Source organism: Ruegeria sp. YTSA072 (assembly GCF_059610285.1).
The window spans coordinates 245,179-271,089 of the sequence record NZ_JBXWNI010000001.1 but is presented as its reverse complement, the minus strand read 5'-3'; the positions used below and the strand labels follow the sequence as shown (position 1 = coordinate 271,089).

The 25,911-nt window shown below is 58.3% G+C and carries 23 protein-coding genes; 9 read left to right on the top strand and 14 right to left on the bottom strand.

The genetic code is table 11. The features are described from left to right. Positions 1 to 50: 50 nt before the first annotated feature. Positions 51 to 1,919, top strand: a complete 1,869-nt coding sequence (locus AC2FIB_RS01315) for a glycosyltransferase (protein WP_496841570.1) — start codon at positions 51 to 53, stop codon at positions 1,917 to 1,919. Between the two features lie 3 nt (positions 1,920 to 1,922). Here the strand turns inward: AC2FIB_RS01315 and AC2FIB_RS01310 are convergent, their stop codons facing one another. Then, the gene (locus AC2FIB_RS01310) at positions 1,923 to 2,570 is read right to left on the bottom strand and encodes a GntR family transcriptional regulator (protein WP_058273905.1); all 648 of its coding nucleotides are present in this window, start codon (positions 2,568 to 2,570) and stop codon (positions 1,923 to 1,925) included. Between the two features lie 100 nt (positions 2,571 to 2,670). Between AC2FIB_RS01310 and AC2FIB_RS01305 the strand changes: the two genes are divergently transcribed. The 3 genes from AC2FIB_RS01305 (at position 2,671) to AC2FIB_RS01295 (ending at position 4,923) form a co-directional block, all read left to right on the top strand. After that, positions 2,671 to 3,315 (top strand): pyrimidine 5'-nucleotidase, encoded by a 645-nt coding sequence (locus AC2FIB_RS01305; protein WP_496732962.1) that lies wholly within the window; start codon positions 2,671 to 2,673, stop codon positions 3,313 to 3,315. Positions 3,316 to 3,401: 86 nt separating this feature from the next. Then, complete coding sequence (locus tag AC2FIB_RS01300) at positions 3,402 to 3,650, top strand: hypothetical protein (protein WP_109312021.1); 249 nt, start codon at positions 3,402 to 3,404, stop codon at positions 3,648 to 3,650. Between the two features lie 76 nt (positions 3,651 to 3,726). Continuing rightward, positions 3,727 to 4,923, top strand: a complete 1,197-nt coding sequence (locus AC2FIB_RS01295) for a UbiH/UbiF family hydroxylase (protein ID WP_496732961.1) — start codon at positions 3,727 to 3,729, stop codon at positions 4,921 to 4,923. A gap of 13 nt (positions 4,924 to 4,936) precedes the next feature. Here the strand turns inward: AC2FIB_RS01295 and AC2FIB_RS01290 are convergent, their stop codons facing one another. After that, entirely contained in the window at positions 4,937 to 6,064 is a 1,128-nt protein-coding gene (locus AC2FIB_RS01290; protein WP_496841567.1) for an aminotransferase class V-fold PLP-dependent enzyme, read from the bottom strand. A gap of 230 nt (positions 6,065 to 6,294) precedes the next feature. On the opposite strand from AC2FIB_RS01290, the gene hutC reads away from it, so the two are divergent. After that, complete coding sequence (gene hutC / locus AC2FIB_RS01285; RefSeq protein WP_496841565.1) at positions 6,295 to 6,996, top strand: histidine utilization transcriptional repressor HutC; 702 nt, start codon at positions 6,295 to 6,297, stop codon at positions 6,994 to 6,996. Positions 6,997 to 7,002: 6 nt separating this feature from the next. Here hutC and AC2FIB_RS01280 read toward each other — a convergent pair whose 3' ends face one another. Together AC2FIB_RS01280 and AC2FIB_RS01275 are read right to left on the bottom strand one after the other, a co-directional pair. After that, on the bottom strand, positions 7,003 to 7,461 hold the full coding sequence (locus tag AC2FIB_RS01280; protein ID WP_496732959.1) for an Lrp/AsnC family transcriptional regulator: 459 nt from the start codon (positions 7,459 to 7,461) through the stop codon (positions 7,003 to 7,005). Next, a complete protein-coding gene (locus AC2FIB_RS01275) occupies positions 7,458 to 7,913 on the bottom strand; it encodes an Lrp/AsnC family transcriptional regulator (protein ID WP_109312017.1) in 456 nt (151 codons plus the stop codon). Before AC2FIB_RS01275 ends, AC2FIB_RS01280 begins: the two co-directional genes overlap by 4 nt. 132 nt (positions 7,914 to 8,045) lie before the next feature. Here AC2FIB_RS01275 and ilvC point away from each other — a divergent pair, with 132 nt between their 5' ends. After that, positions 8,046 to 9,068 carry a ketol-acid reductoisomerase gene (ilvC, locus tag AC2FIB_RS01270; protein ID WP_108858914.1) on the top strand — a complete coding sequence of 341 codons (1,023 nt, stop codon included), beginning with the start codon at positions 8,046 to 8,048 and terminating at the stop codon, positions 9,066 to 9,068. A 73-nt stretch (positions 9,069 to 9,141) separates the two neighbouring features. Beyond that, positions 9,142 to 10,044 carry a DMT family transporter gene (locus tag AC2FIB_RS01265; RefSeq protein WP_496732958.1) on the top strand — a complete coding sequence of 301 codons (903 nt, stop codon included), beginning with the start codon at positions 9,142 to 9,144 and terminating at the stop codon, positions 10,042 to 10,044. On the opposite strand, the gene glmM is transcribed toward AC2FIB_RS01265, so the two are convergent. From glmM to AC2FIB_RS01220, 9 genes are all read right to left on the bottom strand, one after another. After that, the gene (gene glmM, locus AC2FIB_RS01260; protein ID WP_496732957.1) at positions 10,041 to 11,384 is read right to left on the bottom strand and encodes a phosphoglucosamine mutase; all 1,344 of its coding nucleotides are present in this window, start codon (positions 11,382 to 11,384) and stop codon (positions 10,041 to 10,043) included. The two genes, AC2FIB_RS01265 and glmM, sit on opposite strands and share 4 nt — an antisense overlap. Before the next feature lie 34 nt (positions 11,385 to 11,418). Next, positions 11,419 to 12,417: a dihydropteroate synthase gene (gene folP / locus AC2FIB_RS01255; RefSeq protein WP_496732956.1), complete on the bottom strand. Its 999-nt coding sequence runs from the start codon at positions 12,415 to 12,417 to the stop codon at positions 11,419 to 11,421. Next, entirely contained in the window at positions 12,414 to 13,334 is a 921-nt protein-coding gene (locus AC2FIB_RS01250) for a dihydroneopterin aldolase (protein WP_496766805.1), read from the bottom strand. The genes folP and AC2FIB_RS01250 overlap by 4 nt, the downstream gene beginning before the upstream one ends. Positions 13,335 to 13,437: 103 nt before the next feature. Next, a complete protein-coding gene (locus AC2FIB_RS01245) occupies positions 13,438 to 14,808 on the bottom strand; it encodes a multicopper oxidase family protein (RefSeq protein WP_496766806.1) in 1,371 nt (456 codons plus the stop codon). A gap of 73 nt (positions 14,809 to 14,881) precedes the next feature. Beyond that, positions 14,882 to 15,523 carry a cell wall hydrolase gene (locus tag AC2FIB_RS01240; RefSeq protein WP_058277625.1) on the bottom strand — a complete coding sequence of 214 codons (642 nt, stop codon included), beginning with the start codon at positions 15,521 to 15,523 and terminating at the stop codon, positions 14,882 to 14,884. Positions 15,524 to 15,709: 186 nt separating this feature from the next. Beyond that, positions 15,710 to 18,271, bottom strand: coding sequence for a putative PEP-binding protein (locus AC2FIB_RS01235; protein WP_496719912.1), 2,562 nt, complete (start codon positions 18,269 to 18,271; stop codon positions 15,710 to 15,712). A gap of 43 nt (positions 18,272 to 18,314) precedes the next feature. After that, complete coding sequence (gene glyS / locus AC2FIB_RS01230) at positions 18,315 to 20,534, bottom strand: glycine--tRNA ligase subunit beta (RefSeq protein ID WP_496841559.1); 2,220 nt, start codon at positions 20,532 to 20,534, stop codon at positions 18,315 to 18,317. 9 nt (positions 20,535 to 20,543) lie between these two features. Beyond that, positions 20,544 to 21,758, bottom strand: coding sequence for a sodium/glutamate symporter (gene gltS, locus AC2FIB_RS01225; protein WP_496732952.1), 1,215 nt, complete (start codon positions 21,756 to 21,758; stop codon positions 20,544 to 20,546). Between the two features lie 7 nt (positions 21,759 to 21,765). Then, positions 21,766 to 22,290 carry a DUF6446 family protein gene (locus AC2FIB_RS01220; RefSeq protein ID WP_109312008.1) on the bottom strand — a complete coding sequence of 175 codons (525 nt, stop codon included), beginning with the start codon at positions 22,288 to 22,290 and terminating at the stop codon, positions 21,766 to 21,768. A 91-nt stretch (positions 22,291 to 22,381) separates the two neighbouring features. Here AC2FIB_RS01220 and AC2FIB_RS01215 point away from each other — a divergent pair, with 91 nt between their 5' ends. Next, positions 22,382 to 23,014 (top strand): MarC family protein, encoded by a 633-nt coding sequence (locus AC2FIB_RS01215; RefSeq protein ID WP_058277621.1) that lies wholly within the window; start codon positions 22,382 to 22,384, stop codon positions 23,012 to 23,014. An 8-nt stretch (positions 23,015 to 23,022) separates the two neighbouring features. Here AC2FIB_RS01215 and AC2FIB_RS01210 read toward each other — a convergent pair whose 3' ends face one another. Then, positions 23,023 to 23,952, bottom strand: coding sequence for a glycine--tRNA ligase subunit alpha (locus AC2FIB_RS01210; RefSeq protein ID WP_058274256.1), 930 nt, complete (start codon positions 23,950 to 23,952; stop codon positions 23,023 to 23,025). Positions 23,953 to 24,157: 205 nt separating this feature from the next. Here AC2FIB_RS01210 and AC2FIB_RS01205 point away from each other — a divergent pair, with 205 nt between their 5' ends. Next, positions 24,158 to 25,891, top strand: coding sequence for a serine protease (locus tag AC2FIB_RS01205; RefSeq protein WP_496841556.1), 1,734 nt, complete (start codon positions 24,158 to 24,160; stop codon positions 25,889 to 25,891). The last annotated feature ends 20 nt before the right edge of the window (positions 25,892 to 25,911 follow it).

Here is a 25,911-nt window from a genome sequence, read left to right as displayed (position 1 = left end):
TAACCTTGATTGAGCCACCCTGACGCGGGTCACCGTGTCAGGGTTTTTTTATGGTTGAACATAACCTTCAGCAATTCGCGCGCGCCGCGCCGATTTCTGTTGGGGCGCGGAAACCCCTTGGCGCCTGTTTACTCGAACGTGGATGCATCACCTCCGCGCAGCTCGAAAAGGCGCTGCATCTGCAATCCAGACAACAGGCCCCGCTGGGCGAGATCCTTGTCGGAGAGGGCTGGATCAGCCGTCAGGAAGTCATGGATGCTTTGTCCCAGCAGACCAACCTGCAAATTGCCGATCTGAAAGACACGCCCCCCTCCCCGACCTTATGTGACATCAAACCGGTCGAGTTCTGGCTAAAGCACAATGTGATCCCGTGGTTGCGCATCGGCCCGATCCTGCTGATCGCGACCGCAGATCCAAACCGCTTTGCTGCGGTCCGCGCCGCCCTGTCCGACACTGAACACACGATTGCCCCGGTACTTGCATCGGCCAGTCAGATTGATCACGCGATTGCCAGCGCGTTTTCCGACACTTTGGCAAAAGGTGCGGAAACCCGGGTCGACAAGGATCAGAGCTGTCGATCGTGGACGCCGACAAAGCGCGCGGGTCCCATCGCTGTCCTTGCGGGACTTCTTTTCTTTTTTACAGCCTTTCCTCTGGTTGGTCTGGCTGCTCTTTTGACCACGGCCACCGTTTCACTGCTCTTGTTCATGGTTTTGCGCATTGTGGGCTTGGTCTCATACCTTATGAGATGCCGCCAAGTGTGCCCAAACCCCAAGCCTGTTCCACTGCGATTGCCGCGTGTATCGATGATGGTGCCCCTTTACAATGAACGAGAGATTGCAGGTGCTTTAATAAAGCGGCTGCAACGCCTGACCTACCCAAAAGCTTTGTTGGACGTCATTCTGGTGCTGGAAGCCTCAGATGAGGTCACGCGCACCACATTAAGCCGAGTGGATCTGCCTAGCTGGATCAGAACGGTGGAAGTCCCGGAACTGAACGGACTGACGACAAAGCCCCGCGCGATGAACTACGCGCTGGATTTTTGTCGTGGGGACATTCTGGGTGTGTGGGATGCCGAGGACGCCCCGCAACCGGATCAGATCGAACGCGTGGTCCGGCATTTTGCGCGGGCTGACGAAGACGTCGTCTGCCTGCAAGGTGTTCTGGATTATTACAACCCGCGCACAAATTGGCGGTCACGCTGCTTTACCATCGAATACAACAGCTGGTTTCGGATCATCCTGCAAGGCATTGCGCATCTGGGTCTGGTCGTCCCCCTTGGGGGCACAACATTCTTTTTTCGCAGGGATAAATTGCTGGAGCTTGGCGGCTGGGATGCCCACAACGTAACCGAGGATGCAGATCTAGGCGTGCGCCTCAGCCGTGCGGGGTATCGAACCGAGATGGTTGATACCACCACCTATGAAGAGGCAAACTTTCGTGCCTGGCCATGGGTCAAGCAGCGCTCGCGCTGGCTGAAGGGGTTCATGGTAACCAATTTGGTGCACATGCGAGCGCCGCGGCGTCTGATAAGCGACTTCGGGTTCAAGCGATTTCTTGGCGTTCAGGCGTTCTTCTTGGGCACTATTGGGCAGTTTCTACTGGCACCGGTCCTATGGCTATTTTGGTTGGCAACACTGGGCTTGCCTGGCCCGTTCGATCCGCTTTTGTCTGACTGGGCCTTCTACGCACTCATCAGCCTGTTTCTGGTGGCCGAGATCACCAATCTGATCGTTGGAATGCTGGCCGTTGCAGCACAGGAAAGACGGTTCCTGATGCCGTGGGTTCCAACAATGCCATTGTATTTTCCGCTAGGCGTATTAGCCGCCTACAAAGCCCTGTGGGAGCTGGCCAGCAACCCGTTCTTCTGGGACAAAACTCAGCATGGGCAGGCCCGCGAAGAAGTACAGCCGCACTAACGGTCATTTCTCGCGCAACACCGCATCCTGTTTCAGCCGGGTCATGAACGCCACCGAGATATGTTCTTTCAGCGCGCGCTCTGCCGCCTCTTCATCACGGGCGGTGATCGCCTCGACAATGCCCTTATGCTCGCTTTGCGCAATCTCGCCGCGGCCCTGAACGGCAAGAGACGTCGTAGCCATCAGAGCCATTGTGCGGTGCACAAGATTCAGCTGCTGCACCAGATACCGATTGTGCGAAGCCAGATGGATCTGTTCATGAAACCGCCGGTTGGCCCGCGACAGTGCCGTTGGATCATTCACCAACGCATCGTCAGCGGCGACCATGTCCTGCAGCACTTTGATCTCTTCTTCGGTGGCGTGTTTCGCGGCCAGCTTTGCGGCCAACCCTTCCAACTCGCGCCGGACCACATAAAGTTCGGCCATTTGGTTGTGATCCAATGAGGCCACGATCAGTGATCGTCCGTCACGCTCTAGCAGGGACTGCGTCTCAAGGCGCTGCAACGCTTCGCGGATAGGCGTGCGAGACACGCCAAATCGTTCTGCCAGCTCACTTTCGACCAATCGGTCGCCGGGCTTGTAAACGCCCACATCAATCGCTTCGAGAATAAGGCTATAGGCGTCTTTGTTGGGCTGACGGGATTGCGGCATGGGGTGTTTTTTCTCCTCGTTCGGACATGTCTATCCGCGTCAGGCCCGTGCAATCAAGTGTAGCATTGAAAACCTGTGCATGGCGGCCTAAACCCAGCCCATGGTCAAACCTTCTTTTTCACACGTCACCCAATGGGTGTTCGACCTCGACAACACGCTGTACCCGCCTCATATGCAACTATTCGACCAGATCGAGGTTCTGATGACGGATTACGTGGTGCAGGCCATTGGCGTCGACCGAGCCGAGGCGGATCGTCTGCGCTCGCACTATTGGCGGGAATACGGCACCACGCTGGCCGGCTTGATGGCCGAGCATGACCTGGACCCAGAACCCTATCTGTACGCCGTGCATCAGGTGGACATGAGCCACATGGACCCCGACGCCGAGTTGGCCGACCACATCCGGTCCTTGCCCGGCCGTCGCATTGTCTACACCAACGGCAGCGCGCCTTATGCCGAACGTGTGCTAAAAGCACGCGGCCTCAGCGGTTTGTTCGATGCGGTTTATGGCGTAGAACACGCGGGCTATCGTCCAAAACCCGAACAGGCCGCGTTCGAGACGATCTTTGCACAGGATGGCATCGACGCCGACAAGGCGGCCATGTTTGAAGATGATCCGCGCAATCTGGCTGCTCCGCACGCGATGGGAATGCGCACTGTTCACGTAGCGCCCGAGCCGCATAGGGCCGATCATATACACCATCACACCGACGATCTGACTGCGTTTTTGTCCCGCCTGCGATAGGCTGTCACACTGCGACGATCTGCACATTCTGCAGGTGCATCATCGACCCTATATGCGCCTCAGCGACGAACAGAATCGGAGACCCCATGAGCGCGATCGAGATGCCCGGACGCCTGCCCATCTGGCAGCGCCTGTTATTTGCAGTTCCCCTGTTTGGCTGGCTGGCCAAGGATGCCGCTCATGCAAGGGGCGCAGATTGGGGTTATACAGCGGCCGCGATTTTCAGCATGTGGGGCTGTTCTGCCCTGTTGTTCGGTCTGCCGGGCCTATACATCCCAGCCGTGATGATGGTGCCGGTGATGTTCCTGATCCTCATCCTGATTTCACGCGGCTGACACGCGGGACAGGATGTCACTTGGCGCCCGATGCAGAACCGAACTAGGGTCTGCCAAACACTCGGAGGCCAAGGTCATGAAAGACAGCTGTGACATCCTGATTTCCGGCGGCGGAATCGCTGGTCTGACCGCTGCGGCGGCCTTTGGAACCGCCGGGTTCGACGTCATTTGCGTCGACCCGACGCCCCCGATAACCGAGCGCGACGTGGACGGCTCTGATTTGCGGACCACCGCCTTTTTGCAACCAGCGCACGGCTTGTTAGAGCAATGCGGGTTGTGGCAACGGCTGGACGCACACGCGGCCCCCTTACAGATCATGCGGATTGTCGACGCAGGCGGAGATGTTCCTGAACCCCGCGTGGTACGCGATTTCAACGCCGCAGATATTTCAGATCTGCCCTTCGGCTGGAACCTGCCCAACTGGCTGTTGCGGCGCGAGATGGTGGCACGACTGGCCGAACTGCCCAACGTCGATTTCCGCCCCGGTACTGGCACTATAAGTCTGTTCACCCGCACTGCCGAAGCGCGTGTCGGCCTGAGTGACGGCAGCCGCATTCATTGCAAACTGGTGGTCGCAGCTGACGGGCGCAACTCTCCCATGCGCGAGGCGGCTGGGATCAACGTCCATACCACGCGCTATGGCCAGAAAGCATTGGCCTTTGCAGTCACACATCCCATCCCGCACGACAATGTTTCGACCGAAATTCACCGCTCGGGCGGGCCGTTCACCCTGGTCCCCCTGCCCGATTGGCAGGGGCAACCGTCTTCGGCGATTGTGTGGATGGAGCGCGGACCCCGCGCGGTTGAGTTGCTCAACACCGAGCCCGAGGCGTTTGAAGCGTTGATGACCGAACGGTCCTGTGGGTTGTTCGGACCGTTAAAACTGGCTTCGCGCCGGACCATCTGGCCGATCATCAGCCAGTCAGCAGAACGTTTATCAGGCGAGCGAGTCGCACTAATGGCCGAAGCCGCCCATGTAGTGCCGCCAATTGGTGCACAGGGATTGAACATGTCGCTGGGTGATCTGAGCAGCCTGCTGGAACTGGCGCAGGCCCGCCCCGAAGGTCTGGGCGATGCGCAGATGCTCGATGCCTATCACAAAGCCCGCCATACCGAGATTGAGATGCGGGTCAAAGGCATCGATCTGTTGAACCGCGCCTCAATGATTGAAGCGCGACCGTTAAGGGACGTGCGGGCAATGGGGTTGAATGCGCTCTATTCCTTGCCGGCTGTTCGCAAGACCTTGATGCAAATGGGCCTCGGCGTACGCTAAGGCCCGAGTAGTTTCACAGAACCTGATCCAGCACGCGCTTGAGCCGCCCGATGGTGCCGTCAACGTCATACAATTTGTCCAAACCGAACAGACCAAGGCGGAAGGTGCTGAACCCTTCAGGCTCATCACATTGCAACGGCACACCTGCTGCGATCTGCATGCCCAAAGCGGCAAATTTCTTACCGTTCTGAACATCTGGGTCCGAGGTATAGCTGACCACGACACCCGGCGCGCCAAATCCGTCTGCCGCGACCGAAACGATGCCTTTGTCCAGCAGCATCGCCCGCACACCATCGCCCAACGCCCATTGGGCGTCGCGCAGCTTGTCGAACCCATAATTGCGGGTCTCGACCATAGTATCGCGGAACGCCTTCAACGCATCCGTGGGCATGGTCGCGTGATACGCATGCCCGCCATTTTCATAGGCTTGCATGATCTGCCGCCATTTCTTCAGATCAACGGCAAAGCTGTCAGACGTCGTCTCCTCCAACCGCGCTTCGGCACGCTCAGAAAACATGACAAGGCCCGCGCAGGGCGATGCGCTCCAGCCTTTCTGGGGGGCCGAGATCAGAACGTCCACACCGGTGGCCTTCATATCGACCCAGGCACAACCCGACGCGATGCAGTCCAGCACCATTAACGCCCCAACCTCATGCGCCGCCGCGGCCATGGCGGTCACGTAATCGTCGGGCAGAATGACACCGGCCGAGGTCTCTACATGTGGGGCAAATACAACATCCGGTCGCTGTTCACGGATTGTTGAAACAACCTCATCAATCGGTGCGGGGGCAAAGGGCGACGGGCTGGAATTGCCGGTTTCACGGGCTTTGAGAACCGTCGCTGACGCCGTCAGATCACCGGATTCGATAATCTGGCTCCAGCGGTAGGAAAACCACCCATTCCGGACGACCAGTACATTGGCGTTGCGTGCAAATTGCCGGGCGACGGCCTCCATCCCATAGGTGCCGCCACCAGGGATAATGGCTACACCATCCGCGTTATATACATCCTTCAGCAACCCCGAGATGTCGCGCATCACCTGTTGAAACTGAACTGACATGTGGTTCAGAGACCGATCCGTAAACACGACCGAGAACTCTTCGAGCCCAGAGGGATCGACGGTGTCCAATAGCGCTGGCATGGTTTGTCCTTTCAAATTGTCGTCAGCGGCCTCGCGACCCGGGTTAATTTGCCCAGACCCGTACTGAACCCGAATATCTGACCTAAGGGAACTAAAAACAAAACACTCAAATGATATTTTGTTGGTCGAATCTGGCAAGAAATGACGCCAATTAGTGTCAGCTGCCCTTTACACTCTGACGTGTTTCTGACCAGATGCACTCACTTTACAGAAGAAAGGTATTTCGACAGGTGAATGCGCATAAGCGGATCAGTTTTCAAGTTGTTAGGGACGAAGTCAAACGGCGGATTGAAAGCCGCATTTGGCCGCAGGGATCGCTTCTGCCAACCGAAACGCAACTTGCCGAGGAATTCAATTGCGCACGCGCGACAGTGAACCGCGCCTTGCGCGAACTTTCCGATCAGGGCTTTGTCGAGCGCAAACGCAAAAGCGGGACCCGGGTCAAAAAGGAACCTAGCAAGCATGCAAAACTGGAATTTTCTTCGGCTCGTCAAACGGTTGAAAACCAAAATGCAACCTATCGGTACTCGCTGGTCGAACGCAACGTGGTCGCAAGCCCCGGTTGGCTGGCTTCACAGATCGGTGTATCGGCGGACATTCGCGTCCTGCAAGTCATCTGTATGCACTATGCAGATAACCGTCCCTTCCAATTGGAAGAACGCTGGATCAACATAGATGCGGTGCCCGAAATCGAACATGCCGATCTGACCAACCACGGCCCTCATGAATGGCTACTGAACGCCTCTCCGTTTACCGAGGCTGAAGTCTCCTTTTGCGCGATCTCCGCGGACGGACGATTGGCGGAATTCATGGGAACAACCCCCGGAACGTCGATGATCCAGCTAGAGCGCACGACCTGGAAGAACGGAAATCCAATGGCATTTGCTCGGATGACCCACCATCCCGGATATTGCATCCGCACGCGGTACTGAACGGGCTTATCCGATCGGTCCCGGCAAACGCTCCTCACTTAGCAGGACGTTGGCTTCGACATCTCCTGCGCCGGGCAAGGTCATAATCCGACGGCGCAGGACCCGCTCAAAATCGGACAGGTCGCGGGCAACCACCCGCAGCCGATAATCGTACAGACCCAGCACATGCTCGACGGTCTGAACTTCGGGAATCGCACTGACGGCACGCTCAAAATCCTCCAGACTGACCTGACCCTTGCGCGCCAGTTTCACGCCAAGGAACACGGTCACACCAAATCCCAGCGCCTCGGCATTCAGGCGCAATCGGCGACCCTTGATAACGCCCGAGTTTTCCAGCCGGCGGATGCGCCGCCAGGTCGCCGGCTGTGACAAGCCCAGCTTACGTCCCAACGCCCCCGCACTTTGCGATGCGTCCTGCGCCAGCGCACATAGTATCTTTCGGTCCAGCTCATCCAATTCGGTCATACCGGCAAGACCTCTTCGCTTTTCACCCTCGCGATATGCATCAAGGCCTCAATATCCGCGATATGCGGCAGGGTCAGAATGCGGTCGCGGTAGAGTTGTTGGTAGTGTGACATATCCCTGGCAATCACGGACAGCCGCACATCCACCCTGCCCAGAAATGTTTGCAGTTCGATCACCTCGGGCACTTGCCGGGCGGCGGCAGTAAATTCGTCAAACGCGCGCGATTGAGTCTTGTCCAGCGTTACCCGCAGCGAAACCTCGACCGCATACCCAAGCGCCGCCCAGTCGATCACGGCCTCTTGCCCTTGGATGATGCCAGCGGCCTGCATTTTTTCGACCCGGCGCCAGCAGACACCTTGGCTGATACGGCAACGCTCGGCTAGTTCCGCAGCAGTCAGGCTGGGATCGGCCTGAAAGTGGCGCAGGATTCGACGGTCTATGTCATCAAGCATGATTTTTTCGTATTCTTATCATTACACGAATTATTCTTCATATTTTTCACAAATACTCAAGTGCAACCCTATCGCCAATACACGATCTGGCAGGTAAAACCCTCGGCAATCTAACCAGAAAGGACCGGCGACATGCGCGTCTATTACGATCGCGATTGCGACATCAACCTGATCAAAGACAAGAAAGTGGCGATCCTGGGCTACGGCTCGCAAGGCCACGCCCACGCACTGAACCTGCGCGACTCGGGCGCGAAGAACCTTGTCGTCGCTCTGCGCGAAGGCTCGGCATCGGCCAAGAAAGCTGAAGCCGAAGGCCTGGAAGTCATGGGCATCGCCGAAGCGGCAGCCTGGTGCGACGTCATCATGTTCACCATGCCCGACGAACTGCAGGCCGAGACCTACAAGAAATACGTGCATGACAACATCAAGCCCGGCTCGGCCATTGCTTTTGCCCATGGCCTGAATGTCCACTTTGGTCTGATTGAGCCGAAAGAAGGCATCGACGTCATCATGATGGCTCCTAAAGGCCCCGGCCACACCGTGCGCGGCGAATACGTCAAGGGCGGCGGCGTGCCTTGCCTGGTTGCCGTGAACAACGACGCGACCGGCAAAGCGCTGGAAATCGGCCTGTCCTATTGCTCGGCCATCGGTGGCGGCCGCTCGGGCATCATCGAAACCAACTTCCGCGAAGAGTGCGAAACCGACCTGTTCGGTGAGCAGGCCGTTCTGTGCGGCGGTATCGTCGAACTGATCCGTTGTGGTTTCGAAACTCTGGTTGAGGCAGGTTATGCGCCCGAAATGGCCTATTTCGAATGTCTGCACGAGACCAAGCTGATCGTTGACCTGATCTATGAAGGCGGTATCGCGAACATGGATTATTCGATCTCGAACACTGCCGAGTACGGCCAGTACGTCACCGGCCCACGGATCCTGCCTTATGAGCAGACCAAGAAAGCGATGAAAGAGACGCTGTCGGACATCCAAACCGGCAAATTCGTGCGTGACTTCATGCTGGAAAACGCTGTTGGTCAGCCGACCATCAAAGCGGCTCGCCGCCACAATGATGAGCATCAGATCGAGCAGGTTGGTAAGAAACTGCGCGACATGATGCCGTGGATTTCCGCCGGCAAGCTGGTCGATCAGGAAAAGAACTGATCCTGCCAAGCGAATGCGAAGGGGCGGCCCATCAGGCCGCCCTTTTTTGTCCAAGCCTCAAGGCGAAACTAAGATGGTCCAGCACCCCACATCCCGCGATTGGAGCGGTGTTATCACCCTCGGCCTGATCTGGGGCGGGACGTTCATGGTCGTTGCCATGGCACTGGAAGGGTACGGACCTATCACCGTCGCCACCGCGCGCACTACGTTGGGTGCCATGATGTTGCTGGGGTTGATGGCGGTCACAAACCGCAAGCTACCTTCCGGATCCGCCGCCCTTTGGACCTCGGTCATTGTGATCGGTATCTTGTCGTCTGCCCTGCCCTTTGTTTTGCTAAGCTGGGGACAGCAATACGTGCCTTCGGCCTTTGCCGGCCTGTCGATGGCCGCGATTCCGCTGATGGTTCTGCCGCTGGCACATTTCTTTTCAGACGAGCCTTTGAACCTGAGAAAACTGGTGGGCGTGACCCTTGGATTCTGCGGTGCGTTGGTGCTGATTGGCCCCGGTTTGGCGCAACTCGGCCACGGGTCGGAACCTTTGGCGCAACTGGCCTGCATCGGGGCCGCTCTATGCTATTCCTGCGCGTCGATCTTCACCCGCCAATGTCCGCCTATCGATCCGGTGGTTCTGGCCGCCCTGACCCTGCTGGTCGGCGCAGTAATCCTGCTGCCAATCATGTTCGTGACCGAAGGCGTCCCCACGTGGGAAGGTACCCGCCCAAGCATTGCCATCATCGTTTTGGGGTTGGTCCCTACGGCATTCGCAACACTGCTGCGCGTATCCGTCATTCGCAGCGCAGGATCGGTGTTCATGACACTCGTTAACTACCAAGTGCCAATCTGGTCGATGGTGTTCGGCGCATGGGTCCTGTCCGAGGCGTTGCCGCTGCGCTTTTTCGTGGCGCTGGCCATGATCCTGATAGGTCTTGCCATCAGTCAGTGGTTCAGCCTGCGAAAGATGCTGACCGGGCGCTAGCCTGTGACGGCCTCGACTTCGGCAACGATGCCGTCGACAACCTGGATCAACAGCGCGTCATCTTCACATTCCGCCATGACGCGGATCAGAGGTTCCGTACCCGATTTGCGGATCAGCAACCGCCCCTGCCCGTTCAGCCGCGCCTCGGCGTCAGAAATTGCAGCCTGCACACTGGCGGCCTCAAGCGGGGCTTGTCCTTCGCTATAGCGCACGTTCTTCAGCATTTGCGGCACGGTTTCGAACTGCTCCGCCAATTCCGATGCTTTGCGACCCGTATGAACCATCTCCGCCAGGAAATGGAGGCCCGCCATCAGGCCGTCACCTGTGGTCGCGTAATCGCTCATGACGATGTGGCCTGATTGTTCGCCGCCCAGATTGAACCCGCCTTCGCGCATACGTTCAACGACATAACGGTCCCCGACGCCGGTGCGCTCCAGACGCAGACCATGGGTTTCAAGATGACGTTCCAGGCCTAGGTTCGACATAACCGTTGCAACCAACGCACCGCCTTTCAGACGGTCTGCCTCAGCCCAACTGGTCGCCAAAAGCGCCATCAACTGATCGCCATCCGCGACCTGACCATTCTCGTCGATCATGACGACGCGATCGGCGTCACCGTCCAAACAAATCCCGACATCTGCACCATGGGCCACGACGGATTCGGCAGCCAGCTGCGGTTTGGTCGAGCCACAGTTTAGGTTGATATTCTTACCATTCGGCGTAATGCCGACCGGGATCACTTCGGCACCTAATTCCCACAAAACCTCGGGCGCCGTGCGGTGCGCGGCCCCATTGGCGCAATCGACAACAACTTTTAGCCCGTCAAGACGCAAGTCACGCGACAGCGAGGATTTGACGCGCTCACCGTATCGGAACCGCGCATCATCCACCCGCCTGGCACGACCGATATTCTGGGCCTGCGCAGGTTTGACACCTTCTTCGATCAGCCTTTCAATCTCGAGTTCCGCCTGATCAGACAGCTTGTATCCGTCAGGGCCAAAGAACTTGATACCATTATCTTCGGCCGGGTTATGGCTGGCCGAAATCATGACCCCCAGATCTGCGCGCATAGACCGTGTCATCAGACCGACTGCGGGCGTCGGCACCGGCCCTAGCAGCAACACGTTCATCCCGGTCGAAGTCAATCCGGCAGTCAGGGCGTTTTCCACCATATAGCCGGACAGGCGCGTATCCTTACCGATCACAACACGGTGGACGTCGGATTGATCGCGGCGGAAGTAACGGCCAGCGGCGGCCCCGATGCGCAATGCCATTTCAGCCGTGATAGGATGAGTATTGGCGGTACCCCGCACCCCATCGGTTCCGAACAGCTTGCGCATAATGTCACTCCGTCATTTCTTGCCTGCCTCCGCCTTACCGGACGGCGACCCAAAGGCGCAAGGCCTGAGCGGTTTCTGCAACATCGTGCACGCGCAGAATTTGAACACCTTGTGACAATCCAGCCAGCCCGACGGCGATTGATCCCGGAGCGCGGGCGTCCTTGCGCGGCTCTTTGCCAATCTGCCCGATAATACCTTTTCGGGACACGCCTAACAGGATCGGGCAACCTAGACCATGAAACAGGCTGATCCCCTGCAGCAAGGTCAGGTTATGTGCCTCGGTCTTGCCAAACCCGATGCCTGGATCAACGATAATCTGATCCCGGTCCAACCCGAGGTTTTCGAGACGATCCACCTGACCTTCAAGGAAATCGTAGACGTCCAGCAGAACGTCGTCATAGGTCGGATTGTCCTGCATCGTGCCTGGGTCGCCCTGCATGTGCATCACACAAACCGGGGCACCAACTTTTACACAAAACGGCGCCAGCTGCGGATCAAAGGTAAAGCCGGTTACGTCGTTGATCAGCCCAGCTCCGGCCTCCCACGCGGCTTTGGCGACGGCGGATTTGCGCGTATCTATGGATATCAACGCATCTGTGCGGGATTTGATCGCTTCGATCAGGGGGCGGGTCCGGGCGATCTCTTCATCTTCGGGCACGAAGGTTGCTCCGGGTCGGGTCGATTCACCGCCGATATCCAGAATGGTTGCATCTTGTGACACCATCTGTTCAGCTGCAGATTGGGCCGAACTGACCGAGTTGTGCACGCCGCCATCCGAGAAACTGTCCGGCGTTGCATTCAGAATGCCCATAATGTGCGGGCGATCCATGGCAAGGCCCGCAACATCGGTACGCGGACGCGTCAGACGGTCCAGCGCATCGTCTGGCACAACCTGCACAGCAATGACTCTTGGGGGCTCTTCACGGCTTAACCGTTCGACATGGGTAAACCACAGCGGCTGGCCCGCAATTGAGACAGCCCCCGACGGACGGTTCGGACCGTGCTGAACCAGAGGTCGAAAATACGCGGTCATAGTTGTGCCTGATCCACCGAGATCGCACGCAACGGGGTTTCAGGGGCGTCGGGCAGCGCGCCGCCGATCACCATCATCTCGCTCGCCTCAAAAGTAGCGGCAAACCATGCCGCCAACGCGACCGCATCCGAAGGTGCCGCCGATTGGCCATCAACAGCATCCAGTACGATTTTTGAGGGCGCCCAGACGCAAATCTGGCCATTCTTCATGGCCCAATCCAGCTCAGTCCGCGTTGAAACGACAACGCAGCGGTGATCGCGGGCAGCCAGAACCCAGGCGTTCTGTTCAATCGCCAACAGATCAATTCGGCGCTGGGTCATCGCGTGGCCAGTCTGTGAAACAGGCATATCCGCCGCGCCGACGCACAGAATCAAAGGCCGCTCGCGATTTTCCAGCTGGTCGATCCACCCGGTCAGATTGGGCGATGCGATAGCCTCGTTCGACAGAAAGGCCAGTCGGGGATGCGGGCGCTCTTCCTCGACGACGTCGTGATGAGCCTTGTCTTTTCCGCGCACAATCTCGACACCCAAAGCCCCAGGACCACGATCCAGTTTTTCTATTCTTACAAAAGCCCTTACGGCCTGCGGTTCAAGTAAAATTCGTTCAGCCACCCGGTCTGCCAAAGTCTCAAGCAGGTTAAGACGTTCCGCCGCAAGCTCATACGCGATCGCCTCAGTCACCCGGTCGTAGGACAGGATGCGATCCACGTCATCGTCGATGGGATCGGTCAGCGGGCGAACTTCCACTACTATGTTAAAACAAATACGCTGGGTCGTACCACGCTCGGCCTGAAACGCGCCGATTTCAACCTCGACGATATGATCGCGCAGAGAAATTCGGTCCAACGGCCCCCGGGCAGCGGTCGCTTCGGACCGCTCGGACGGGTGCGCAAAGGCAAGACGGATTTCAGAGCTCATACAGGCGGACCTTTTCGGGCTTTGTGGACGTGTTTGCCCAAAATAAACGATGCGCGCGCGTATAGCACCGCAACATGCGTCTTTCCAGCCATCGAATGCGGCGTCAGCTGACGCGGAACCAGCTCATCATGCCCGAGGCGGCGTGTCCCAGCATGTGGCAATGCAGCAGCCAATCGCCTGGGTTATCTGTGACCAGAGCGATTTGACGGGTCTGGCCCCGGTCCACCAGTATAGTGTCGCGCCAAGGCCCCAAACTGCCATCCGGCAGGATGAGCCGGAAGTGGTGACCATGCAGGTGCATGGCATGAGGGAAAACGGTTTCGTTCACAAACTCGATCCGGTGCACCTGACCCAGACGCGCATCCAGAAACGGATCCTTGGGTCGTTCCGCGTATCCGTTCAACGCCCAGAACCTGCCCAGTTGAGCCAGCTCACGGCCTGTCAGGTCCTGATCGCCAAGCTTGGCCCCTTCCAGCCATCGCATCGCGCCGCCCTGCAGGGACATGCGATGCAGCGGTGCCTGATCATACTGAAATTCAGGCATATTGTTCGCAGGCAATGGTTCAATACCCTGCCTTTGCGATATGGAGGCCTCGGAAACTTGAAAGCGTACCAAGCCATAGCCGCCGTCCCGCTCGATACTGGCGAGACCCGCGACTTCCCCGGACGCGGACGTTACATCCACGACAAGGTCCGCCCGTTGTGCGGGCGCAAGTGGGAAGCTGTCCTCTACAGGCAATGGAACTGCCAGCGGCATCCCATCCAAAGCCACAATCCAACCTGCAAGCCCGTCCAACGCCAAATCAAATATCCGAGCGTTCGATGCGTTGATCAGGCGTAATCGCAATCGTTCCCCCGATCCAACAGGGTATGCCGGATCGAAACCGCCATTGACGGACACCAGATTACCCAGCCGCCCCGCATGGCTAAGATCGTGCCCATTGTCAAAATCGTCCACGATATGCGCGGTTTCCGGGTCCAGCCGCCAGTCGTCCAGCATCAGCGTCAGATCCTGATCAACATCCGGCGGGCTGGATTCTTCAACAATCAGAGATCCATAGAGACCTCGGGTAACCTGTTCGGTAGACCGGTTATGCGAGTGATACCAATAGGTTCCTGCATCGGGTGCAACAAAGTCATAGTCGAAGGATTGGCCCGTCTCGACCGCGTCCTGCGTCAACCCCGGCACGCCATCCATGGCGTTGTCGATCCGAATTCCGTGCCAATGCACTGCCGTCGGTTGAGACAGGTTGTTTATCAGCTTGCGACTGACGCGCCCGCCCTGAGGCAATCGGATGTCGACTCCGGGAACGCGGCCGCCATAGGTCCAAACCGGCGTAGCTGGATATCCGTCAGGCGCAATCTGTTGCACCGCTTCTTGCGCAACCAGATCGGAGCTGGCCGCATGCGCCACCTTTGGCAGCAAGGCAAGCGCGGTCGAAGTTTGCAGAAACCGTCTGCGGGATAACATCATGGCGGACCTCCTGGTCCGCTACATAAGGCAGAAAACGCCCCGCGCAATCAAGGTTCCAGCGCGGGTGCGTCAATCAGTTGCTCGCGGTCCGATAGTTGTGGCGGTAGAAAATGTGAACGCCGATCCGGGCCGTTTCTTTGTAGACGCGCGACCATGACGGGCGCACCGCCTTGGTGTGGTAATGGGTCGCCCCTTCGGTCAGCCCGACGCCAACGCCGTCGATTGCCGCACGGGCAACCTTGGACACACGCTCATAGGCTCTTTTCTCGCGGATAACTTCTTTCTGACCATCGCAGGTGTAGGTGAACTGGCATTGGTACTTCTTACCGGTTCCCTGCTTGATCACCCCGCACAGCGAACTTGGAAAGCGGCTACTTTTGACCCGGTTCAGGATCACCTCGGCCACGGCAAACTGACCGCGAACGCTTTCGCCGCGCGCTTCAAAGTAAAGCGCCTCAGCCAGACATTTGAAGTTCTCGTCACCAGCGGCAGTCGGCAGTTGATCCAGCCAATCCTTGGAATAGGACACCTGTTGCAGCACGGGTTCTTTACGTGGCTTAAACAGGCCCAAGTAATCACGGAACTTTTGCCCGGGCAATTCGCTTCGGGTTACAAGTTCGCGTTTGGCAGATTCGGTGGCTTCCCTCTCGGCGACGGAAACACTCGGCAGCACGGTTGCTGCCAATGTGGCAACAGCCAATATGTATCGTAGCATCAGATAACCTCGCACAGGCACAATTAGCGCCAGACCCTCCCCCGGCGGGCGCGATGAGGCTCATACCGAATTCAAACGGCGACGTCCAGTTCTGACGAAAAAGCAAGTGGAAAATCGCCGTTTCGTCAACAATATTTGACGACGGCGCTTTCTGTTACCTACTAATTCTAGAGTGCCGCCCTTCTGTCAACCCCCAAGTCTGGACGAAATCGCCAGTTGAGCGGCAGCCAGCCGAGCGACGGGCACCCGGAAGGGCGAACAGGACACATAGTCAAAGCCCAATTCCCGGCAAATGGCGATTGATTCGGGGTTCCCGCCATGTTCGCCGCAAACTGACAATGTGACTTCTGGTTGTGCTTGCCTGCCGCGTTCAGCTCCCAGTTTAAGCAATTCGCCAACTCCGTCCGCGTCCAACACATGAAACGGATCTTCGACAAAGACACCCTGCCGGACATAAGCCGACATGAACCGGCCTGCGTCATCGCGGGACAGGCCATAGGTCATCTGCGTCAGGTCGTTGGTTCCGAAACTTAAAAACGCGGTTTGCGGCGCGATCTCGGCTGCCCGCAAACAAGCCCGAGGGGTTTCGACCATCACGCCCAGCCGGTACTCAAATTCCTGCCCGCGTTCAGCGGCGACGGCTGCCGCCACGGAATCGATGCGCGCCTTGACCAGCTCGACCTCGCGCTTGGCAGAGACAAGCGGGATCATCACCTCGGGCACCACCGGTGCCCCGTCTTTGCTGGCTTCAAGCGTCGCCTCGAAAATCGCACGCGCCTGCATGTCGTATATTTCGGGAACCGTCACGCCCAGACGAACTCCGCGCAGGCCCAGCATCGGGTTGTATTCGGTCATGGCGTCGACCCTGCGTTCGACATCTGAGACCGGCAGGTCCAGCGCTTCGGCAAGTTCGCGTTGGCCGGTGCGCGTGGTCGGAAGAAACTCGTGCAACGGTGGATCGAATAGACGGATACAGACAGGCTGGCCTTCCATGATCCGGAATAGCTGCGCGAAATCATCGCGTTGCATCGGCAGCAAGCGTTCCAACACCGCTTCGCGACCTGATGAGGTCTGCGCAAAGATCATTTCGCGCATTACGATCAGACGACCGGGGTCAAAGAACATGTGCTCAGTCCGACACAACCCGATCCCTTGCGCCATGAAGTTCCGCGCTGTTTGTGCGTCTGCGGGTGTGTCCGCGTTGGCGCGAATTGCAATGTCCCGCTCTGCGTCCGCCCACCCCATCAGGGTCTGAAAACAATCATCCAGCGCGGCCTCGAGCATCGTCGGCCTCCCCGCCAACACCTGACCCGAGCTACCGTCGATGGTCAATGTGTCGCCTGTTTTGAAAACCCGACCGTCGGGAGCCATCAGCTGTTTTTTCTTTGTCTGAAACCGCATCTCGGACGCGCCGACGATGCACGGCAGGCCCAAACCCCGGCCAATCACGGCCGCGTGGCTGGTCATACCGCCCTTTTCCGTCAGGACCGCCACGGCAGCATGCATACCGCGCACATCTTCCGGGGAGGTTTCACGGCGCACCAAAATGCACGGCTCTCCCCGCGCGGCGCTTGCCTGAGCCTCCGCCGAGGTGAACACGATCTTGCCGGTCGCAGCACCCGGACTGGCGGCAATTCCGGTGGTCAGGGTGTCGCGTTCCGCATCAGGGTGAACCTGCCGGTGCAACAGCTCGTTCAGGGAATGTGGATCAACCCGCATTACAGCCTCTTGCGGAGGAATGATCCCGTCTTCGGCCAGGCGCACAGCGATCCGCATCGCCGCGCGTGCGCTGCGTTGAACCCGGACACCATCCAAAATGTGAACGTGGCCGTTTTCAATCACGAACTCGACCTGCATTTCCTCGCGCAGCTTGACCCGCATCAGCGCCGCATGCGTTTTGAGGTCCGCAAATGCCTTGGGCGCGACCTCCTCCAGGGACTTTCCGCGCGGATCCTTTTCCAGGTACAGCGCCGCGACGCCTTCCCCCAGCGCATCCCGTCCCTGACTTTGGCTCAGATACCGGCCGGTTATCTGCGGCAGTCCAGTGGTCGGATCAATCAGTTGCAGCACACCCGATCCGCACTCGCCCTGCCCAACGCCGGGGATCATCTCTTGGATCACCAAACCCAGACCCGCGTCCGCCGGCGCCCCCTTTGCCTGACGCAACAATCGGGCCGAGGTGCCCTCCCATGCGCGTGCCATCGAACGCAGCACGGCAATCAGCTGCTCTCCGCGATCCTGTGGAAAGGCTTCGTCCGTCTCGTCTTCGTAAGCCCGCAGAGATTCCTGCAGCCCCTCACGGCCATCTGCATCGATCTCGTCAAATACATCCGGGTCCAGCCGCGCAACATGAACGGCATAGCTTTGGACAAAGCGCAGATACAGCGCAGCCGCGGCCTCGACCCCCATCGAATCCGACAGATCGACATAGCGCGCGTCATTCATGCCGATGTTCAGGATGGCACCCGGGCCGCCCCAATCGGGATCTTCGGAACTGGGCCGGACACACAGCAGCGCGGTCTGTTCAAACTGCTCAAGAACAGCAGCTAAATCCGGCACCTGCCCGTCCGATATCTGATGCACCGCATCAAATGACAACGCGACCGTTCGTGGAACCGGCAGTTCCAGACGAACCAGACGTTGCAGACATTTCGCCCGTCCGCCATGCGTGTTGGCGGCAACGGGCGCTTCGGACGTGATAAGCGTAGTATGCGGATTATTCTGCACTGCGGCACCTTTTGATTTCACCGCAGCATAAGCCCCTGCACCAATGGCGCAAGGGCGTTCTGGATCAGCCTTCGATGCGGCTCAGATCAGCAACACTGGAGCAGACCTGACGGATCTGGCTTAGCAGGTTCAGGCGGTTACGGCGCAGTATGTCATTGTCGGTATTGACCTGAACATCCTCAAAAAACGCATCCACCGGGCCGCGCAGGTCGGCCATGGCCGACATCGCACTTGGGAAATCCTCGGCTTTCAGCGCCGGGTCGATCTTGGCCTGTGCAGCTTCTAACGCGCCGAACAGAGCCTTTTCACTGTCAGTCTCCGCAAATTTGATATCAGCGCCATAGGAATACTCGACCCCGTCCTTTTCCTCGGCCTGGGTCAGAATATTGTTGGCGCGCTTGAACCCCTGCACGAGGTTTTCGCCATCCTCGGTCGCGATCACGGCATTCAGCGCGCGGGCGCGCTTGACCAGCAGGTTGAGGTCATCATTGCCGTCCATCGCGATGCAGGCGTCGATGATGTCGTGGCGAATGCCCTCGTCGCGGAGGAAGGTTTTGAGTCGGTCGTGAAAGAAGGAGAGGAGATCGTCGGACGCGTCCGGGACTTTCTTCTCCAACCCCAGAAATTCAGCGGTCGGCTTGTCGCCGAGATTGTCTTTGACCGCTTTGAAGGCTGCACCGAAGACGCCGTGATCCGCGATTTCTTCCAGCAGGTCCTCGACATCTGATTTCGGCAACGCGTCATTGATGGCACCCTCTGCCCGAACCAACTGGCTATCAAAGAACCGATCCAATCTTAGACGCAAATCGTTTTCGAGTATCAATCGCGTCACGCCCAACGCCGCGCGGCGTAGGGCAAACGGGTCTTTCGATCCCGTGGGCTTTTCCTCAATCGCCCAGAACCCGGTCAGCGTGTCCAACTTGTCGGCCAGCGCCACAGTTACTGACAACGGCGCGGTGGGCACATTATCCGACGGCCCCAACGGCGAGTAATGTTCCTGCGCCACGGCGGCCACGGCGGCGTCCTCGCCGGCGGCTTCGACGTAATAACGACCCATAAGCCCCTGAAGTTCCGGGAATTCATAGACCATCTCGGAGCTTAAATCGGCCTTGGCCAGACGAGCGGCTTTCTCGGCCTGATCGGCATCCGCGCCCGTCACCGGGGCCAATTCGCGGGCAAGCGCCGCGATGCGGTCGATCCGCTCGGCTTGAGTTCCCAGCTTGTTGTGGAAGGTCACATTCTCCAGCGCGCGGGTCCATTGGGCGATGTCCGATTTGGCAACGCGCAGATCGTTCTCCCAAAAGAACTTGGCATCCGCCAGACGAGCCGACAGCACCTTTTGATTGCCCGCCAGAATGGTCGCGCCATTATCGGTGGTTTCACGGTTCGCAACAGTGATGAACCGCTCAATCCGGCCCGTTTTGGGGTTCTTCACGGAAAAGAACTTCTGATGCTCTTTCATCGAGGTCTGCAGAACCTCGGGAGGCAGTTCCAGAAACTCGTGGTCGATCTGCCCCATCAGGACAACTGGCCATTCGACCAGACCCGCGACCTCGGCCAGCAGGCCCTTGTCATCGACTACTTCCAGACCCGCCGCAAAGGCAAGGTTCTGGGCGTCGTTCCAAATATGCTCGGCGCGTTCTGCAGGCGACAGTACAACGAATGCGCGTTTCAGCTTGGCGGCATAATCCTCAAAGGACGACACGGCGAACCGACCCGGCGCCATGAAACGATGACCATCAGTGGTGTCACCAGTCTTTATGCCATCGACTTCCATCGGAACAACCTGCGCACCGGTCTCATCGGTCAGGATGCACAGGATCGAATGCAGTGGACGCACCCAGCGCATCGCCCCACAGCCCCAACGCATGGATTTGGGCCAGGGGAAATTGCGGATCGTCGCCTCAAGCACCTCGGCCACAATCTCAGCCGCAGGACGGCCCGGTTTTTCGATGGTGGCGAAATAGACCGCGCCTTTGGGTGTTTCACGCTCTTCCAGTTGATCGCGTGTCAGACCTGCGCCCCGAAGAAATCCTTCGATGGCTTTGTCCGGCGCGCCGACTTTCGGACCCTTGCGTTCCTCGCGGATCATGGGGCTTTCCGAAAGCAACCCTTCGACCGCCAGCGTCAGGCGGCGCGGCGTTGTCAGCGTAGCAGCAGATGCGTAGGTCAAACCGGCCTCGACCAAACCATCGGTGATCCGCTTTTTCAGGTCTTCGCCGGCACGGGTCTGCATGCGCGCGGGGATTTCCTCGGAAAACAATTCGATCAGCAGGTCGGGCATATTCGGTCCTTAGAAATTAACGATCGTCTGAATGACGATGGCATTAGCGATATCCACAAAGAATGCGGATACAAGGGGCAATACGATAAAAGCAATAGGCGATGGGCCATATCGTTTGGTGACAGCGGTCATATTTGCAATAGCGGTCGGGGTGGCGCCTAGGGCGAAGCCTCCGAAACCGGCGGCCAGAACGGCAGCGCGGTAATTGCTGCCCATGACAGGAAACAGAACCCAGATCACAAATGCCACTGCGAACAAGGTCTGGGCCGACATGATGACCACAATGGCAAGGCCGAGTTCCGCGATGGTCCAAAGCTGCAGGCTCATTAATGACATTGCCAAAAACGCACCCAGCGAGAATTCCGAAATCAACGCCAGTGAGGGTGTACGTTCGATCGGTGGACGGCTGGGTGCAAGCCATGCGCGCAGGTTCGCGATGATGATGCCCATGATGAGACAAGGCACGAACAGCGGCAGCTTCAAACCGGCAGCGCTGATCGCCTCGCCCAGCGAATACCCCGCAATGATCGCCAGGTTGAGGAACAGGAGAACGCGCATGATCGACAGATGATCGATTTTGCTGGACACGTCATCGCCGTCAGTGGGAAGCCCCACTGTGTGATCCTCGTCGGGGCGTGCAGGGCTGAGGTTGCGCCCTTCGACCAAAAGCCGCGCTATCGGTCCACCAACCAAAGCAGCCAGAACAAGCCCAAGTGTTGCAACGGCAACGCCTAGCTCAGTTGCGCCGTCCAGGCCGGTGGCCTCGGCAACCTCGGGGGCCCAGGCAATCGCAGTTCCGTGCCCGCCGATCAGAGATGCCGAGCCGAACAGAACCCCAGCCTGCGCCGGATACCCGAACATAGACGCCCCAAATGCCCCGATCCCGTTTTGCGCAACAATCGTCGCCAAAGTCAGGATCAGAAGTAAAAACAGAGGCTTGCCGCCTGATATCAGGTCAGAGAGTCGCGCGTTCAACCCGATGCCCGCAAAGAACACCACTAACAGAAAATCCCGTGTGGCAAGGTCAAAGGACAGCTCAAGATCGAAGGCCAGATACAACAACAACACGACCAGTGAGGCCAGCAGGCCACCCGTGACAGGTTCGGGAATGTTAAACTGGCGCAATGCGGCGACGCGCGCATTGATCTCTACCCCCAAAAGATACACCGCAAAACCCAACGTAGCGGTCAGGAAATCAGGTATCTGCAGGGTCTCGGCGGTCATCTTATCCTCAATTCTGTGGCCGGTCCGGGCATTCTTCGCCAATCACGGTGCCGTCATAGGCCTTTTCGCCGCAATTGTTCAGCGCGTGCCAGACATAGCCTTTGCCGCCATTTGTAACGGCAACAATTCGGTCAACGCCAAAGTGGATGTTTTTTGCGCCCAGAAAGGCTTTGGCCTCGCCTGATTTCAGGGCATCCGCCACCGCCACGGCGTCAAAGCAATCGAACCATCCGGGCGCGGTCAGCGGCTCTGCATTCTCGACCGCGACATAGTTTTCCTCAATCTGCGCAAGCGTCATATCCGTTTCGAAACAGGCACGGTAGCGGATGGGTGAGCTGTCCGCGTCAATCGCCTGAAACGCACTGTAGGATATAGGCGTGGGCGCCTCGGCCCCTTCCGTCATCAACATGACATCCTGCCCGGGCTTGGATTCCACGTCATAATAAAATCCGTAGATCTGCAGGTAATACATCCCAAAACCGGCTACTGCCGCCGAGATCAGCACTATGATCGCAAGCACTTTTCCTGTCATTGTCTTTTCCTTTTGCTCACGATGCCTCTTTCACGATCGGTAAAAATAGGACAGGTTCCAATTGATTACAGGCCGGAAAGAGACTTTTGAAATGGACAGCACCCTTGCCGTAGGATTCTTCGGAGCGCTTTTTGCGATCATGAATCCAATCACGAACCTGCCAGTGTTTCTTAGCGTCACCGACGGCCTTGCCCCGGCTGAGCAACGCAAAGTGGCTACAAAGACGGCGCTCTACTGCCTGATCCTTGGCGCATCGTTTGCGGCTGTGGGAAGTCAAACGCTCAGCCTGTTCGGCATCAGCGTCGATGACCTGCGCGTCGCGGGTGGTCTGGTCGTTCTGATGATTGGCCTGAACATGCTGAACGGAAAGCCCAGCACGTCGCATCACGGAACCGAGGGGGAACGGCAATCCTATCCTGAACCGGACACGGTTGCCTTTTATCCGCTGGCCTTTCCGATCCTTGTCGGGCCGGGCACAATCACTACGTTGATCCTGTATGCAAGCCACATCCATAAACCGGTAGATGCCATTGTTTACGCTGGCGTTTTCCTGGCCGTCCTGCTGTTGCTGTTCGTGACGTTCTGGAACGCCGCAGCCATTGCCAAACGTCTGTCTGACAATGCTCGTGTTATCATGAGCCGGTTCATGGGCATGATCCTGTCGGCCATCGCAATCAGCATGATCGCGGCTGGCCTTAAGGTCTTGCTGCCCGGACTGGCCTGAGCGGCGCATTAGGCCTGGAACCCGGCGGCCTCGGTCAGCAGGAATGCGTCTGCGCATTGCTTCGCCAAAGCCCGCACGCGGCCGATATAGGCCTGACGCTCGGTTACCGAGATCACGCCCCGCGCGTCCAGCAGGTTGAACACGTGACTGGCCTTGATGCACTGATCATATGCTGGGTGCGCCATGATGATGCGCTTGCCAGTTTTTGGGTCGTCATGCTCTTGTGCCAGAATGGCGGCGCACTCAGCCTCGGCTTCTTCGAAGTGGCGCAACAACACTTCGGTGTTGGCCACGTCAAAGTTCCAGCGGGCGTATTCTTCTTCGGTCTGCTTGAAGATATCGCCATAGGAAAGCGGGCTTGGTGACTGCGGATCGTTGAACGGCATGTCCATCACGTGGTCGATGCCAAGCACGTACATCGCCAGGCGCTCCAAGCCATAGGTCAGCTCGCCCGAGACCGGCGCACAATCATGGCCACCGACCTGTTGGAAGTATGTGAACTGGCTGACTTCCATGCCGTCGCACCAAACTTCCCAACCCAGACCCCATGCGCCAAGGGTGGGGCTTTCCCAATCATCCTCGACAAACCGGATGTCATGCAGGTTCATGTCGATGCCAATCGCCTCAAGCGAGCCCAGATACAGGTCCTGCAAATCCGGCGGACTGGGTTTGATCAGCACTTGATACTGATAATAATGCTGCAACCGGTTGGGGTTCTCGCCATAGCGCCCATCTGTCGGGCGGCGCGAAGGCTGCACATAAGCTGCGGCCCAGGTTTTCGACCCCAGCGCGCGCAAGGTGGTCGCCGGGTGGAACGTACCTGCACCAACCTCCATGTCATAGGGCTGCAGAATGGCGCAGCCTTTTGAGGCCCAATAGGTCTGAAGCCGCAAGATAATCTCTTGAAAAGAACGTGGTGCGCTGGACTGGTCGGTCATGACATTCCCTTTGGACGCCACTGCGCCCGGTTCCGTTGGGTTTTGTCCTTCCTATGCAAGGGGCCGTTGGGCGTCAACGGGCGGCAAAGCCTATGCTGTCACTGCGCAGCCACACTGGAAATTCCCCGTATTCCGGGCATGGCTTTCGGTACGTTGTTTCGCGTAGGGTCCGGCAAAGATAAAACACTGCAGACACGGGCAGACAATGACTCGCATATTTACGGCAATTTTGTTTCTTTTTCTCATCGGCGCGCGCGCTGTTTTTGCACAGCAGGACGCAGGCGTCTGGGTGCAGGTCGAAGCGCAGCCCTCGCTGCGCGAAGCGCAGGAACGTGCGCGGGCCTATGCTGGCACCCTGCCGGACGTAAACGGGTTTCGATTGAACTCTGGCTGGTATGCCATTGTTATCGGGCCCTATTTGCGCAACGACGCGGAACAGGTTCTAAGCGTTTACCGCGCCGAGGGACAAATCCCTGCGGACAGCTATATTGCGTTTTCTAGTGCACTGGGTCAGCAATTCTGGCCGGTCGGAGAGAACATATTGGACCGGGGTGTCGTGACGCCACCAGTTGAACCTCAGCCGGAACAGCCGGTTGTTGGCGTAACCCCGCAGGCCTCTGACGAGACACGCCCACAAGCGTTGCAAAGCGAGCGTCTTCTAAGCACGCAGGAACGCATGAATTTGCAAACCGCCCTGCAGGCCGCGGGTTTTTACAATTCAACGATCGATGGCGCATTTGGCCAAGGCACGCGGCGCTCCATGGGCGACTGGCAACGGTTCAACGGCTTTGAAGCAACCGGCGTTCTGACGACCGCACAGCGCAAGGCGTTGATTGACGACTTTAACGCCCCCCTTCTGAGCGTTGGGATGGAGCGTTACTCCGACCCGCAGGCCGGTATCGATTTGGATCTGCCGATGGGTGTCATCGCATTCGACCGTTATGAGGCCCCGTTTGTTCACTTCAAAGGCACAACCGATCTGGACGCCAAGGCCCTGTTGATCAGTCAGAAGGGCGACAAGGCCACGCTGCGCGCCCTTTATGAGGTGTTGCAATCGCTGGAAATCGTTCCACTCGACGGCCCACGGCAATTGCGCGGCGACAGCTTTACGCTGGAAGGGCGCGGTAATGGGATCGTGACCTATAGCGAAGCACGGCTGGACGATGGCCGGATCAAAGGCTTTGCACTGGTTTGGCCCGAGGGTGACGATGCCCGGCGCGCCAGAGTGCTGGCCGCAATGCAGACCGGCTTTACCGCAACTGGCACGGTGCTGGACGCCGCAGCGGGTGCCAATGCCGAGCAGCGGATTGATCTGGTGTCCGGACTGCAGGTACGCACACCGCGCCTGTCCCGTTCGGGCTTCTTTGCTGATACCAGCGGCACGGTCCTGACCGTATTTGAGGCCGCTGACAGCTGCACACGCATCACGCTTGATGACGATCAAGAGCTTCAGGTCGCCTTGTCAGATGCAGATCTGGGCGTGGCGGTTCTGCGCCCCAGCCGCAATCTGGTTCCGGTCAACGTGGCAGAATTCAGCGCCGATGCGCCGCGTATTCAATCTGAGATCGCGGTGTCGGGCTTCTCGTATGAAGGCGCCTTGGGCGCACCGACACTCACCTTTGGTCAGATCGCTGATGTGCGCGGCCTGAACGGAGAAGACAGCGTGAAACGTCTGGCATTGGCGGCCCAGCCCGGCGATGCGGGCGGACCGGTTTTTGACGGCAATGGCCAGGTTGTTGGCATGCTGCTGCCAACCCCGACCGAAGGACGCACCCTGCCCGCGTCCGTCAGCCTTGCTGCAACGGCCAACAGTCTGAACGAAGTTCTGGCCAAGGCGGGTGTGTCCGGTCAATCGGGTCAGCCGACGGCGCAAATCTCGCCCAATGAACTCAGCCGCCGAGCCACCGGAATGACCGTGTTGGTTCATTGCTGGGACTAAGGACAATACCAAAAAGAAAA